At 65.1% G+C, this 15119-nt stretch carries 12 protein-coding genes; all 12 read right to left on the reverse strand.

Features of this window, described 5'->3' with window-relative positions; translation table 11 throughout:
• Positions 1-100 precede the first annotated feature (100 nt).
• Positions 101-703 (reverse strand): dephospho-CoA kinase, encoded by a 603-nt coding sequence (gene coaE / locus QOC89_RS02805; RefSeq protein ID WP_323043628.1) that lies wholly within the window; start codon positions 701-703, stop codon positions 101-103.
• A 3-nt stretch (positions 704-706) separates the two neighbouring features.
• Entirely contained in the window at positions 707-1648 is a 942-nt protein-coding gene (locus QOC89_RS02810; RefSeq protein ID WP_323043629.1) for an A24 family peptidase, read from the reverse strand.
• A 28-nt stretch (positions 1649-1676) separates the two neighbouring features.
• Complete coding sequence (locus QOC89_RS02815) at positions 1677-2906, reverse strand: type II secretion system F family protein (protein WP_323043630.1); 1230 nt, start codon at positions 2904-2906, stop codon at positions 1677-1679.
• Positions 2903-4219 carry a GspE/PulE family protein gene (locus QOC89_RS02820; RefSeq protein ID WP_323043631.1) on the reverse strand — a complete coding sequence of 439 codons (1317 nt, stop codon included), beginning with the start codon at positions 4217-4219 and terminating at the stop codon, positions 2903-2905. Before QOC89_RS02820 ends, QOC89_RS02815 begins: the two co-directional genes overlap by 4 nt.
• 213 nt (positions 4220-4432) lie before the next feature.
• Positions 4433-5731, reverse strand: coding sequence for an HlyC/CorC family transporter (locus QOC89_RS02825; protein ID WP_323043632.1), 1299 nt, complete (start codon positions 5729-5731; stop codon positions 4433-4435).
• Between the two features lie 94 nt (positions 5732-5825).
• Positions 5826-6956, reverse strand: a complete 1131-nt coding sequence (locus tag QOC89_RS02830; RefSeq protein ID WP_323043633.1) for an FHA domain-containing protein — start codon at positions 6954-6956, stop codon at positions 5826-5828.
• A gap of 27 nt (positions 6957-6983) precedes the next feature.
• Positions 6984-10580 (reverse strand): type VI secretion system membrane subunit TssM, encoded by a 3597-nt coding sequence (tssM, locus tag QOC89_RS02835; protein WP_323043634.1) that lies wholly within the window; start codon positions 10578-10580, stop codon positions 6984-6986.
• Positions 10577-11893: a type VI secretion system protein TssL, long form gene (gene tssL, locus QOC89_RS02840; protein WP_323043635.1), complete on the reverse strand. Its 1317-nt coding sequence runs from the start codon at positions 11891-11893 to the stop codon at positions 10577-10579. The genes tssM and tssL overlap by 4 nt, the downstream gene beginning before the upstream one ends.
• Before the next feature lie 31 nt (positions 11894-11924).
• On the reverse strand, positions 11925-13292 hold the full coding sequence (gene tssK, locus QOC89_RS02845; RefSeq protein ID WP_323043636.1) for a type VI secretion system baseplate subunit TssK: 1368 nt from the start codon (positions 13290-13292) through the stop codon (positions 11925-11927).
• A complete protein-coding gene (gene tssJ / locus QOC89_RS02850) occupies positions 13289-13852 on the reverse strand; it encodes a type VI secretion system lipoprotein TssJ (protein WP_323043637.1) in 564 nt (187 codons plus the stop codon). The genes tssK and tssJ overlap by 4 nt, the downstream gene beginning before the upstream one ends.
• A 21-nt stretch (positions 13853-13873) precedes the next feature.
• Complete coding sequence (locus QOC89_RS02855) at positions 13874-14263, reverse strand: DUF4150 domain-containing protein (protein ID WP_323043638.1); 390 nt, start codon at positions 14261-14263, stop codon at positions 13874-13876.
• Positions 14264-14272: 9 nt separating this feature from the next.
• On the reverse strand, positions 14273-15119 hold an 847-nt coding region (locus QOC89_RS02860), incomplete at its 5' end, for a DUF3540 domain-containing protein (RefSeq protein ID WP_323043639.1).

Below are 15119 nucleotides of genomic sequence, written 5' to 3' on the forward strand. Positions count from 1 at the left end.
GCGTGCACACGTTGCACGTTGGAGCGTTCATGTGACGTTTCCGCAGGCTTCATTGAACGGCTGTCGGCGATTCCGCTTGGCAAACCGCACTCTGTGAAGGTTATTCGCCTGCCAGCGTCAGATAGACGCGATGCTGCGCGTCAACCTGCGCCTTAAGCGCGTCGAGCGGCGCGTTGTCGTTATCGATGACGTCGGCAGCGGCGGCGAGGCGCGCTTCGCGCGTCGCCTGGCGGGCGATGATTGCCAGCACCTGTTTACGGCTGAAGCCATTGCGACTCATCACCCGCGAGATTTGCGTCTCGACGCTGCAATCGACGGTCAACACACGATTCACTCGGGTCTTCCAGCTACCCGATTCCACCAGCAACGGAACCACCACGATCACGTACGGCCCTTGCGCCTCATGCCACTCGCGCTCAGTCTCCGCACGAATCAACGGATGCGTGATGCTTTCGAGCCGCTTGCGCGCGCCGTCGTCGCTGAACACCAGTGTGCGCATGCGGGCGCGGTCGAGCGAGCCGTCCGCGGCAACGAACGCTTCGCCGAACTCCGCGGCGATCTGCGGCATCGCGACACCGTGCGGCGCCGTGATGCGATGCGCGATCAAGTCCGTATCGACAAGGGGCACGCCGTGCGCAGCGAACAGATCGGCGACGGTCGATTTGCCGCTGCCAATGCCACCGGTCAATCCCACAGCAAACATGGTTCAGCCTCCCAACGCGAGATAAAGCGGTGTGCCGAGAAATAGCGTAACGGCACCGCCCGCAGCGAGAAACGGCCCGAACGGCAGCGGCTCTTCGAAACGCATGCGGCCGCGCCACGTTGCCACGAGACCGATTACTGCGCCTGCGACCGCCGCAATCAGCACGATCTGCGGCAGCGCCGCCCAGCCGAGCCATGCGCCGAGCGCGGCCAGCAGTTTGAAATCGCCGTAACCCATACCCTCGACACCGCGCACCAGCCGGAACAGCCAGTGCACGGCCCACAACACCAGATAGCCGAAGATCGCGCCCAGTACGGCATCGTGGAGGCTCGCGAACATGCCGTTGAAGTTCACGATCAAGCCGGCCCACAGAAGCGGCAGCGTCATGGAGTCGGGGAGCAGATGGGTGTCGATGTCGATCGCGCTCATCGCAAGCAGTGCCGCGCAGAGTCCGAAGGCGGCGAATGCCATGCCGGTCGGCCCATACAGCGCGAGCGCCCCGGCCGCGAAGGCGGCGCTGGCGATTTCAACCAGCGGGTAGCGCAGGCTGATGCGTGCTTTGCATGCGGAGCAGCGCCCGCGCAATAGCAGATAGCTCAGGACCGGCAGGTTCTCCCACGCGCTGAGCACGTGGCCGCAGTGAGGGCACGCGCTGCGCGGCACCCACAGGTTGTAGCGGGCGGGGAGGCCGTCGCCTTCGAGCGGTACTTCGGTGGTCTCGCTGACCTCCTCGCGCCACGCGCGCTCCAGCATAATCGGCACCCGATGCACCACCACGTTCAGGAAGCTGCCGATCACCAGACCGAATACGATCGCGAATGCAATCTGCAGGCCGCCCGGCAAGCTGCCGAATGCGAGGCCGAGGTTGCCTGCGAAGTGGTCGGGCAGCATGCCCGAGAACAGGCTGGAAGAAGTATCTGACACGAGCGGAATGGTGGCCTGCATATATAAAGGGTGGGATTCGGCTGCGATGCTACACCACGTTGCCGAGTTGAATAATGGGAAGATACATCGCGATCACCAGGCCGCCGACCAGCGTACCCAGCACGATGATGACCAGCGGCTCGCACAAGCTCGAAAGCGTGCCGATCTTGTCGTCGACCTGGCGATCCGCGAGGGACGCCACGTCGATCAGCATCGTGTCGAGCGCTCCTGACTCTTCGGCAACCGCAACTGGCTGGACGACCTCGGGTGGAAAGCAATGCGCGGCGCGCATTGCCGCGGCGAGCCGTTCGCCGCGCCGCAGCCTGGCGGCAATTTCCACGGTGGCACGATCGAAGAAAGCGTTGCCGGTGGCGTGGGTCAGTGACTGGAACGCATCCGCGAGCGGTGTGCCGGCCGACAGTAAGGTGCCGAGCGCCCGGCTCCAGCGCGCCGCGCATAAGGTGCGCAGCAACGGACCGGCGACCGGCATTGTCAGCGACAGGCGCGCGAAGCGGATACGCGCTGCTTCGGAACGTCGTAGGAGAAACGTCGTAGCGGAGCCCGCCGCAAAGATCGTCACGACTAGAGGAATGCTCCAGCGCGCGGCGCCTGCCGACAAAGCCAGCACGAACTGCGTGGGCGCGGGCAGTTTCGCGCCGAAGCCGTCGAAGATCTGCCTGAAGGTTGGCACGACCCAAATCAGCAGCGCCGCGGTAATCGCTATCGCCAGCAACAGGATCGCGACCGGATAGGTCAGCGCCGCGCGCACCTTGGCACGCTGCGCGGCCGCGCGTTCGCGGTCGTCGGCGATGCGGGCGAGGACGGCCGGCAGCGCGCCGGCTGCTTCGCCGACCTCGACCAACTGGCAGTACAGCGCATTGAATTGCGCGGGATGCCGCTGCAACGCTGCGGAGAAGCGCAAGCCACCGGTGATGTCGCGCGCCAGCGCGCCGACGATTCGCGGCATGCCTTGCCGGCGTGAACTCTGCGCTTGCCCGAGCAGATCCAGCGAGGGCGCGAGCGCCAAACCGGCGCGCAGTAAACTGGCGAGCTGGCGCGTGAACACCGTGACGTCGGCGCTGCCGGTTCGGGGACGCGGCGCCGACCCGCGTGCCGCGAGTTCGACGATGAACAGTTTTTCGCGCTTGAGCATGGCTCGCGCGGCGCTGACGTCCGGCGCGATCAGCGCGCCGGTTTTCTGTACGCCGTTGGCATCGACGCCGCGCCATCTGAAGCGCAACTCGACCACTGACGGTGGGGAAGTTGTCGCGATGCTCATGCGACCTCGGTGGCGGCCAGCGCCTCTGCAAGGCTGGTGGTGCCATCGCGCACGCGCGCCAAGGCTGCGTCGCGCAAGGTGGCAACCTGTTCGGATTGCGCCAGCCGGGCCAGCTCATGGCTGCCTGCGCGAGCCACGATCAACTCGCGCATCGCGTCCGAGACGGGCATCACCTGGTGAACCCCGACGCGGCCCCGGTAGCCGATGCCGTGGCAAGCTGCGCAGCCGATGGCACCGTAGGGTTGCCAGCCGTCGAGCTGACCGTCCGCGAAGCCCGCTGCCCGCAGCGCCGCCGCGGATTGCGGCGCGGGTGCGCGGCACGCGACGCAAAGCCGCCGCACGAGCCGTTGTGCGGTCACCATCCTGAGCGCGGCGGCCAGGTTGTACGGCTCCACGCCGATGTCGATCAGGCGCGCGACGGCAGCAGGCGCGTCATTCGTGTGCAAGGTCGACAGAACGAGGTGGCCGGTCTGCGCGGCCTTCACGGCAACATCGGCGGTTTCGTCGTCGCGGATTTCGCCAACCATGATCACGTCGGGGTCCTGACGGAGGAACGCTCGCAGCGCCACCGCGAATGTCAGGCCGGCCTTTTCGCGCACGCTTACCTGATTGATCCCCGCCAATTGAATTTCCGCCGGATCTTCCACTGAGCACAGATTGCGCGCCTCGTCGTTGAGCATGTGCAGGAAGCAGTACAGCGACAGCGTCTTGCCGCTGCCGGTTGGACCGGTTACGAGTACCAGGCCGTGCGGCGCGCGAATCGCGGCATCGACGGCCTGACGTTGCCGTGGATCGAGACCGAGCGAGTCGAGCGAAAGATCGCTGGGCAGCGCGTCGAGCCGGCGCAGCACCAGCTTTTCGCCGAACAGGGTAGGCAACGAGTTGACGCGATAGTCTTCGACACGGCCAGGCGACGTGGCAAGCCGCAGCCGGCCGTCCTGCGGCACGCGCCGCTCGGCGATATCCATGCGCGCCAGCACTTTTATGCGCGTGATGAACGCGTCGCGCAGATGCGCGGGAGGCCGCGGGATTTCATGCAGTACGCCGTCGATGCGCAAACGCACGCGCCAGCCATGCTCCTCCGGTTCGACGTGCAGGTCCGAGGCATTGCGGCGGGTTGCCTCCTGCAACGTGTCAGTCAGCAGGCGTACGGCAGGTACGTTGTCGGAATCGGCGAGACTGGCGAGACTTGAGTTGAGGTGGGTACTGGCACCGGCCTCGCCAGCAAAAGCGTTGGGCTTTGGTTTGGCTGGGCTTTCGCTATCGAAGGCGACGGGCCGCAGCGACGCCGCGGGTTGAAAAGAACCTTGCATGAGAGACCGGTGATGAGCCGCCTGTAGAACACGACGACGCCATCATCCGGTAAGGCCGCCGGCACCGCCATTCAGCCAATCGGCTAATGGCGCGCACGGCGCCGGTATGCGAAGCTGCGGCTCTGAGGGCTCTGAGGGCTCTGAGGGCTCTGAGGGGTTTCGCGAGCTTCGATCGCCTGGACAGGTTGGGGCCGCCTCGCCCGCTGCGACCACTTATCTGCGCAGCGCCTTGCTTGCCTTCGCTCGCACCGGCGGTCTGAACAGCTTGACAGTGCGAATCGCCTGGTCGTCGCTACGCATCACTTCCAGCTTCAGCTCGCCGATCTGCACGCACACGTCGCCGTCGGGAATATCTTCGAGTATTTCGAGAATCAAACCGTTGAGCGTTTTCGGTCCGTCCGTCGGCAGTGTGAGAAGCAGCCAGCGGTTCAGTTCGCGTAGCGGCATGCTGCCCGCGACGATGCATTCGCCGTTCTCGTTCCAGCCGCCGCGAGAATTCGCGCTGCGCGGAATCGTCGTGGTGAATTCGCCGATCAGTTCCTCGATGATGTCTTCCGGCGTGACGAGTCCTTGCAATTCGCCGTATTCGTTGACCACCAGTGCCGTGCGGTGACGGCTCTCCTGGAAATACTGCAGTTGCTGGAATACGGGCGTGCCGGTCGGCACGAAATACGGTTCGGCCAGCAACTCGCGCAGCGTTTCGCGCTCCAGTTCCTGGTTGTGCAGGGCCGCGAGTGTCTTGCGCACGTGCAGCACGCCGAGCACCCGGTCGATGTCGCCTTGATAGACGATCAGCTTGTTGTGATAGCAGGTTTCCAGTTGATGCAGGATCTGTTCGAACGGCGCGTCGAAATCGAGCGCTTCGATGCGGCGGCGCGGGATCATCACGTCGTCGACGGAGATGTTCTCGAGGTCGAACAGGTTCAACAGAATGCTGCGGTGCTTGGTCGGCATGAAGCTGCCCGATTCGAGCACGATGGTGCGCAGCTCTTCGGTGGAAAGCCGCTGATCGTGCTCGCCTTTGGTATTGATATGCAGCACGCGCAAGATCGTGTTCGCGAACAGATTGACGAACCAGACGAGCGGCCTGCCGACCCGCATCATCGGTGCGATCAGCAGGCTGGCCGGTAGCGCGATCTTCTCCGGGAACGTGGCGCCGACGATCTTCGGCGTGATTTCCGCGAATACGATGATGAGAAACGCGACGATGCCGGTCGCGACGGACAGCACGAGGTTATTGCGGCCAAACGTATGGAGTGCGATCGAGGTGGTCAGTACCGGAATGATCGTGTTGAACAGATTGTTGCCGATCAGGACCACGCTCAACAGCTGGTCGGTGTGCGCCAGAAGACCCTGGGTGGTCTTCGCGCCGAGTGCATTCTGGTTGGCAAGATGTTTCAGGCGATGGCGATTGATCGCCATCATCGCCGTTTCGGAAATCGAAAAGAAGCTGGAGCAGATGAGCAGCAGAAAGACGGCGCAGATCTGCGCCCATATGGGAAGTTGTTCCACGCGTAGTGAAGGATAGGGACGGGATGGAGAGAATATAGCAGAGCGGGCTGGGCGGGCCGCCTGGCCGGGCGGTCCAGGCGTGGCAGCGGCGTCGTTACGGTTGCCTCAACGCGCGCGCGATCGCGCCGAGGCCGTGCATAAACTCAGGCGTGAAGCCCGCTTCGAGGTGCCTGTCGGGGTGGACGCCCGCACCGGCGAGAAACGCCCCGCTGAGCGCGAGCAGCGCCGACGTGGTGGCGTCGCGGCTGCCCGGTTGCGGCTCCTGGGGTTCTTGTCGTGCCTCGTCGTTCACGCTCGCGGGCGTGTTCGCGCAGGAGAGCCGGACGAGCCCACCGTGACGAAGGGCCGCTTTCACTTGCGAATGTTCACCGTATTGAGGAACAGCGGCTTTGGCGGCGCGTTCAGTCGGCTGCGCGGATCCGCCAGACGCGGGGTGCGCAGGCCTCGTGGCGGTTGCAATCGTGACAGGCGCACTGTCCGACGGCCCAGGCGTTTGCGCGTTGGCAATCTTGAGCCGCAGTGGTGCGCTGTGTTCCGGCGCGTCGTCCCGCAGCGGGAAACCGTGCAGTCCGTCGGTTGGTGCGGCTTCAAAGCTGCTGGCGGCCCGGCCGCCCGTCAGGTCGGCGAACAAGTCTGATGAATGCGCTTCGGTGGCGTTGTTCCAACCGTGCCTTGGCGCGCCAAATAGCGCCAGCGGGTCGACCGGCGTGTCGAGCAGCCCGTCCAGCTCGGCGGACGGGGGCTCGCTAGCAGACTGGCCGTCAAGGCGCCCGAATACCAAGGGGTCCAAGGGCGGCGTTGCAAACCTGGCCGATTCGGCTGCATTGTCTGGCCGCGGCAAGTTCGGATCCTGTCGGATGGCGCCGGATGGCCCGCGCATCTGAAAGTCCCATGCCGGCGGCAACGTCTCGGTCGCCTGCAAGACATAACTGCCGATATTGACGATATCGCCGGATTGCAAACGGATCTCCTCACCCGCGGCGATCGGCTTGCCATTCACCGTCAGCGCCGCATGCCCGCCGATATTAACGAGGCACCATGCGCCGTATTGCGCGCGGATGGCGGCGTGGCGTCCGGCGACGGTCTCGTCGTCCGGCAGCCTGAGGGTGCTGTCGGCAGCGCTGCCGATGTTGCCGCCTTGCGCATCGAAGCTTGCGCATGCGCCGCTGGCAAGTGCTTTACCGTGGCTAGCGAGAATGGTGAGCTTAAGAGAGGGCTGGAGCATCGTCATGTTTCCTGCAGCGAGCGATTCTCATGGACACGAGAACGCTTTCATTTGAGGTAGCTGGAACGGGTTGGAACTACTGCTCGCGCTCACGCGAAGCGCCAGTTTCCGACCGCTGAAATCAAAGGTGGCGATAAAGCTTTCGGGCGCGGCGCCAGGCGTGATGCGCGCCTTGTCGAGTAGTCGATAGAGGGCCCACGGACCTTCGGTCTGCACGCTGTCAGAACCGTTCTGCGTGCTGATTTGCAGGCTGACGAGGCCGGCGCCCCGCTCGCCCGGCCATTTCACTGCCATTGGGAGTGGCGGCCCATGCGCATAGCGCATCGTCTGCCCGTCGATATTCAGCGCGTATTGCGTGATGCCCGGGTCGAGTTCCAGCGGTGTCAGTTCGATCTGTAGCGACGGTGTCGCCGCGCCGGTGGCAAAGAAGACGTTGCGAATCGTTTCCGCGTTCTGGAACGCACCGAGCAGATGGCTGTCCGCGATCGCCTTGCCGCTGGCGTCGCGCCGGAACGCCCAGCGGCCATCGCGGACGTCGATCTGCGACGCCAGATTCTTCTGGAAAAAACTGTCCATCAGTCCGCCTGAGGCGAACAAGCGCGTGAAATCGTCCAGCGCGACGTCGCGATTCGAGCCGCGTGCAAACGGGTAGCGCCCGGCGATGGCCTGCCGGCACAGTGGGCCGAGGCTGCCTTGCGCATCCTGTGCGACGTTGCGCCGTGCACCCCCGCTGACCTGCATCGCGCTCGCCTGCGAGAGGTCGCCGACAATCTTTCTCAGCGGCGCCGGCAGACGTCCCGCGTCGGCTTGCAACTTATTGAAGACGTCGGTTTGCGGCGGCGGACTGCCGCTTGCCAGAGCGGCATCCGCGGCGGTGAGATAGCTATACAGTTCGTCGAGCACACGCAGATTGCCTTCCAGCGGGGTGGCGCCCGCCGCGCCGGCGCCCCCCGCTGTCACCAGACGCCGCAAGGGCTCGAAATGATTGTCGACGATGCTCTCCGGCTGGTCGTCCGCAATGGGTGGTGACAGGTCAGGCGAAGCGTGGCCGAACATCGCGCTCAGCGATTCTTTCGCTTCGCCAATGCGCTTTTGCAATGCGCCCGGCGCGGGCTGTTCGCTGCCGCTGCGAGCCCGCAACAAGCTTGTTTCGTCGGCGGCGGCTTGCAGAAATTGCTTGAGCGGCGAATCGGGCGCGGACAACGTGCGGGCTATCTGCATGCTTTGCGCAAGCGATTGGCTATCCACGATGCCTAGATCGTTCAGGTAGGCGTCCCACGCCTGGATGTAGTCGTTCAGGAACGTGCGGCGGATTTCCAGCGCGAGGCGTGCGTTGTCGGACACGGGCGACGGCTGGATGCCTAGCACCCACGGGTCTTCGCTTTGCAAGCGCGCTGCCGCCGCGGCGACGCGCGGTTCGAAACCATCCCAGTAGCCGTGATAGGTGTAGAGGCTCGCAATGCCGTCGGTCAACGGCTTGCCGCTTCGGCGTGTCAATACGAGCGCCGCTTGCGGGCCACCGGCGCCGGCCACCGTGACGGGCTCGTTGCGCATCGTCCGCAGCAGCTCACGACTGAGCTGGTGGTTGGCGCGTTGCGCGGGCGATTCGTGAGCGAGCCGTGCGCGCACTGCGGCCACGAGCGGCGCGTTGAACGCGAACGGCGACCTGACGACGCGCGACGCGAACAGGTTCGCAAGATGCGCTTCCAGGCGCGCGCGTTCGTCCTGCGTCAGCTCGGATGGCAACGCGCCACGGCTGTCGAGGGTCAGCCAAGCGGTGAGAAAGCCGGCGTCGTAGCGGGACGCGTCGTAAAGCATCAGATAGGCCTTGAGCGCTTCGTACGAATAGTCGGCGTCGTCGGCCGGTGCTTCGGCCAGCATGCGTTCGATGCGTGCGGCGGCCTGCGGCAGCAATTTTTCGTCGAGTGCGCGGCGGTAGAGCGCGTCGCTTGCTGCGTGGATCCTGGCGCCCTGGTAGAGCCCCATACCGTAGCGCCATCCTGGCGGCGCGTCAGTGTCGAGATTTGCGCTACTCGGCAACGCCCGCAGGGTATCGAGCAACGGCGCTAACGGCTGCAAGTCGCCGGCTGTCAGCGCGATCGGTTGCGCCGACAGCCGATTGAACGCGCCGACGCGCAGGGACACTTCATCGAGGTAGGCGCGATTGTGCGCGTAGCTGATCGCCCAGCCGGCCAGCAGCCCGGCGAGCCCGATGCCGACCACTGCGGCGACCATCGTGTGCACGACGAGACGCCGCCGTTGCGAGCCGCGACTTGAACCCGCGAATCCCGCATCGGCGAATACGGCTTCGCGCAGCCATTGCTTCAGAAAGTAGCTGTGCTGACCCGGCGGCTCGGCGGTCGCTGGCAATGAATCGGCGAGGCCCATCTCCTCGCGGGTCGCCGGCAGCGCGCGATCGATACCCGGGCCGCCTTGTAGCGCACTCGTGAAATAGACGCCGCGCGGCAGCAGATTGGTTTCAAGCGGCGAGGGGCGAAACAGGGCCTCGCAGAAGTCGACCAACGGCTCCTCGATGCGCGCGAATTGCTGCGGAAACAGAAAGGCGCGCGCCCGGCTAAGCGGATCTGGCTCGGCGATCAGCACGTCGCGCAAGCCATCGGTCAGGCGTTGCTGCAATGTTTGAAAAGCATGCCGGCAGGTCTCGGTCAACGCGCTGTCGCCGGCTTCGAATGCCGCACCCCACACCTGCGCCCGGCCATCGCGATTCAGCCCGGAAAAATAGGCGCGGAAACCGTCGAGGCGATCCATCCGGGTGATGCACAGATAGACGGGTACACGCATGCCGAAGGTGTTCTGCATCAGTTGCAAAGACTTTCGCAGCCGCGTTGCATAGGCCGCGCGCGCGGCTTCGTCGAGTGTCAGCAAGGCGTCCACGCCGACCGCGAGGACGACGCCATTGAGTGGCTGGCGTGAGCGATGGCGCTTGAGCAATGCGAGCAGTTCGCGCCATTCCGCGTGGCGCGCGCTGGCGGCGTCAGGTGCATCGAGATAGGCGCCAGGCGTATCGACGAGAACGGCATCATTGCTGAACCACCAATCGCACGCGTCAGTCGGCTCCGTGCGCCGGCTGGCGGCGCGCGCGGCCTGCTCGGCGATCGAGAGCTCGAGCCCGCCATTGAGCAGCGCGGCCGTTTTCCCGGCTGCGCCGCTGCCCACGATCAGATACCACGGCAACCGGTACACGTGGCGCCCGGTGAGTCTGTCGAACCACGCGGCAAGCCGGCCGCCAGGGACGGCGGCGTGCCGCAGCACGTAGCGCGCATGATTGAAGCGGGCGCGCAAGTCGTCGAGGCGTTGGCGTTGGGCATCGTCGGCGGCGTCGGCCGGGTTGGTTCGCGATACGGAAGGCGCGCGGCGCAACGGCTCCGGCAGCCGCGACCCGCGCGTGCGCCGAGTCTGCCGCCACGTCCATGCGAGCAGCACCAGAGCGATCAGTGCGTAGCGGGATCGTTCTGGTTCCAATGGCCGCGTATCGCCGATTGCCAGCATCGGAGCCGCGATCCAGATCAGCGAGATGAGAAGCGCAACCCATGCCAAACTTGCCCAGCCGAGTTGGCGCAACAGGGCCGCCAGCCATCCGGCAATGCGTTTCAGGCTGTTCATCGGTCCGCCTTCGGCACGAGCGCCTGGTGTGCCGACGAGGCGGGATACACCGCGATCTCGACGCGCCGGTTGCGCGCGCGGCCGGCCGCCGTTGCGTTGCTGTCGATCGGCTGCTGGTCGCCGCGTCCAGCGACTTTCACCGCTCGGCTGGCATCGAGACCGGCCGAGATCAACCATTGCCTGACGGCTTCGGCGCGGGCCAGCGAGAGCGCGAGATTCGAGGCGAAGCGCTGGTCGTGGATCGGCTGATTGTCAGTGTGTCCGGTGATCAGGATGTCTCCCGGCACGCGATCGAGAGTGGCCGCGAGGTGGCTGAGCACCGGCAACGCCGCCTGGCTGGCAACAGCGGATCCGGAGCCGAACAGTCCGTCGCCGCGCAACGCGATGACGCTGCGATCGCCTTCGTCGCGCACGCTAAGCGCGCCGCTCCGCACGTCGGCGTCGAGCAGCGCGGCGACGTGCGGCACAGGGTCGAGCGCGCGCTGCGAAGTCACTTCCGGCAGGCGGATCGCATTGATCGCCGCATATGTGCGATCACCGTATGCATTCGTGGCGAGCAGAAACGCGATAAAGCTCGCGCCACCGAGCAGCGCGGCGCCTGCCAGCCACATCCACAGCGGCATCCCGCGGCGCAGCGCCCGCGCTGGCGTGCGGTCGGCGGCGCGCCAATGCGGCGATAGCGGCAATGCGTAGCCGCCTGCCGTCTCATGCAGCAACTTGTGCAGGCGCCGTGTCAGCGTTTCGAGTTGCGCGGCGCCGTTCTGAATCACGCGATAACGTCCTTGAAATCCCAGCGCGAGACAGAAGAACTGCAGTTCGATAAGGTCTCGATGTTCGCGCGGCTGTGCGGACAAACGGGCGAGCAAGTGGAAGAACTTTTCGCCGCCCCACGTTTCGTTATGAAACGCGACGAGCAGACTGTGCGCGGACCATGCGCCGCTGCCACCACCGGGCGCGAGTGCGGCGGCTTCGTCGAGCGCGGTGCACAGGCAATAGCGCGCGCCGACGATCGTTTCGATCGACACGGCCGCCTGCTGGGCGCGCGTCTGAAAACGCCGGATTTCCGCGACGAGGAATGCGCGCAGACGCTCCGGTGTCACCGTCGCGTTGAGACGGATTTGCGCAAGCGCGTCGAACAGTGGCAGCGCGGCGTCGACGAGGGGATTGGACGCATAGGCCGACGGTCGCGCGACGGACGGCGCGAATCGTGACTCATGTTGTGACTTGAGCCGTGACGCCGAACCAGCCCCGACCGCTGACGATGACTGCGTGGATCCTGTGCGCTGCGCAGGCGTTGCTGCGATGGATGACATATTTATTCGCCTTTCTTTCGCGTCCACGAGATCAGCCGCGAATGGCCCAGCATTCCATCGTCAGGCCCGGCAAGTCGCCGGCCACGTGCAGCGCGAGGCCGCCGGACTGGTCGAGTTGCTTCCAGAGTTCACCGCCGGCATCGAGTTCGAAATAGTGATAGCCCGCGTGATAGGGGATCTGCCGCGGCGCGACCGGCAGGCTGCGCATGGCGATGCCAGGCAACTGCAGATGCACCAGTTCCGCAAGCCGTTCGACCGGGCCGATCTTTACTTGCGCCGGATACCGCGTGCGCACGGTTTCCGCCGGTAGATCCGCATGCACGGCGAGCACGAAGCCGGCATGGTGCAGAAGCTCGGCGCTCGGAATCTGCGCCACCCAGACGCGGTGCGCGCGCTCCTGCAATTCAAGTGCGATCGCGTTCTGTTCGAGAACGGTCGACAGTGCCCGGCGCAATTCGGACATCAAGGGCCCGAAACTGCCTTGTAAATCGTCGTGCTGGTAGCTGGGGTAAAGCGCCGGCCGGCGCTCCTCGGCCGTGTAAGTGGATAGCTCGAACGCAAGGCGCAGCCACTGCTGGAACAACTGCTCCGGATGCAGATGGGGCATGTGCAGCGCGTGCCACGTATCGGCCTGCGCCCGGTTGATCAGCGCGAGCAGCAGGAACTCCGAAACCTCGGCCACGCCGCCGCGCCCCGGCTTCGACTGGCGCTGCGCGAGCGCCTCGCCGCGCTGGTCGAGCAGCCCGTGCAATTCGCGCAGGTATTGGGCGAGCACCGGATGTTGATCCGCACTCAGCATCGGCGGAATGTAGTGCTTGTCGAGCACCAGTTGGCGATCGCTGCGGCGCTCCAGCACGCGCAGCAAACCGATGCCATGCCATTGGCTGCCAAGTTCGGCGGCGGGCATGAGCCGCATCCGCGGCCGGCCCAGTTGCAGCGCCGCGGGCCCCAAGGCAACGGCATTGCTATCGGCGATGTCGCGCGAATACACAGCGTGGCGCGCGAGCGAGCCGGCTTGCTCTTCGAAGATCGTGTCATCCGCGCCGGCTCGTCTGCGCGGCAGAGCGAGCAGCACCGTGAGATCTTTGGCGTCGGCGGGGATGTCGAGCGGCGCGGGCAATTCGTCGGGCTCGGTCAGCAGAAACGGCGTGCCGTCGGGCAACACGCCTTGCGCGCTCGCGAGCGCCACTTTGCCGAGCGCCAGCGCGTCGTGATCGATCTCGACGCTCTGGAAACCCCAGAACGCGGCATGCGAGGCGAGGCAACGCTGCTGCACGTAGGCTTCGACATAACGTTCGAGTTGCTGGAAATGTTGTGGCCGCAGAAACATGCCTTCTGACCAGACAACTTTGCTGCGGGCAGTGCTGCCGCTTTTGAGTGGCGAATGGTGGTCGTTCATCGGTGTGCCCAATCCATGGTTCTAACGATCAGGCCGCCGCTGAGCTTCACTTGCACGGCAAGCCGCTCGTGAGTGGACGGCCAGAATGAAAACACGTTGCCCGCGCCGTCGGCGGGAAGTGCGTAGGTGGCTTTCCAGGTGTGCCGGTCGAGCTCCCGATAGCCCGCGACGACGCCGAGTGCTCGCATGCCGGGCTCGGCGCTTCGCTGGATCAGCTTGTGCTCGCCCGGCAGCAGGATGATTTGTTCGAACGAAACGAGGTCGTCGGAGAGGACCGTTTTGGCGCGGTCCTGCAACGACGGGAAATCGCTGGCTTCGAATACCGCCGTCGATTTCAGCGTATAGAGGCCGATCAGAATCGGCGCGGGCCGGCCGTGGCCGTCGGGATTCACGTTGGCGGCGGCGTCGAGATAGAGGTCGTAAGCGCGAGCGTCTGGCCTCGGCGGCGATGCGCATGCCCCGGCTAACAAGGCCGCGCTCAGGGCGAGCAAAACGAGCAAAAGGCGTAGGCGCAATCGGATCCATAAGCGCAGGCGAACGCGTAGCGGTAGGCGCTTCATCGAGGTGCGATCATGTGAGGCTTAGCCGGCCAGATTCAGAATGTGCGTCTGGCTCGGCGATGTGCCGGTGCCGATTGCGTTGGTCGCGTTCTGCTGCGTGGGGTCGGTCATGCGGGTCGTCGGCATGCCGTGCAGCAACACCGTGTTGGCGCCGTTGATGTTGCGCGAGCTCGCGCATACGGTGCCCGAGATGACGCCGCCCATCGCGCCCGGGGCATCGCCACTCGTGACGGGAATGATCGTTGCCAGGTTGTGCGCGGGGGCGGCGGCAATCAGGATGTTGCTGACATTCGGAATGGCTTGGGGCCGCTGGGCATTGTTGTCGTAAGCAACCGGGATACCGACGGGCGGCGTCAGGTTGACGCACACGGCGTCGTTGGCGCCCCCGGCGCTCGAGTTGACCATCACCATTGTCTAGTCCTATCCCAGGTGAATCTGTTCGGCGTCGAGCTTCGACAGATGCTCGGCACTCAGCAGCGTGTTCTTGCCGTGCAGACGCACGCTTTCCGACGCGGCGTAGTCGATATGCGCGGCGCGCAGATGGTCGATGGTGTCGATCGAGCGGAAACTGGTCTTACTGATCTGTACGATGCGCTCGACCACCGCTTCGATCGTTTTGCCGAGCAGACGCACGAGGCCGATGCGTCCTTCCAGTTCATCGCAGACGAGCGTGCTCTTGGTGGCCGAGAATTGCGCGTCGTGCGTGACGACGGCAAGGCGCTCGCCCGCCAGCGCGATTTCGTGCGCCGCGCTGACGCGCACGTCGCCGGACGCGTCGATGCGCAAGTCGCCTTCCACGTGGATGCATGTCTCGCTGCCGGCGGCCCGTTCGAGTATCGCCGCCACGTAGCCGTGCCGCGGACCGCTGCCGCAGACCGCCACCCGGTCGCGGATCGCAGGCGTGATCAGGCAACTGAACGCGCGCTTACAGGTGAGCAGTGCGCCGTCGTCGCCGGTGACCAGAAATACGTCGTCGTGCAGGACGGCGATCACCGTGCCGGCGCAGTTGTGCGGGTGTTCGTTGAGATTGGAGCGTTCGAGCCGTTCGAGCCATTCGAGGCGTTCGAGCCGTTCGAGGCGTTCGGTCGGTTCGAGAGCTTCGAAACTTTCGGCATGTTTGGCGCGTTCAGTGAGTTCGACACATTCCGCACGTTTGGCACGTTCGACATGTTCTCCGCATCCAGCACGCGCGATAAGCTCGACACGTTCGACACCTGTGTCAGGCTCCAGCACGCGCCGTTGCGCTGTGGTCGTTGTCATGACTAGG

This window comes from Paraburkholderia sp. (assembly GCF_034668105.1).
GTDB lineage: Bacteria > Pseudomonadota > Gammaproteobacteria > Burkholderiales > Burkholderiaceae > Paraburkholderia.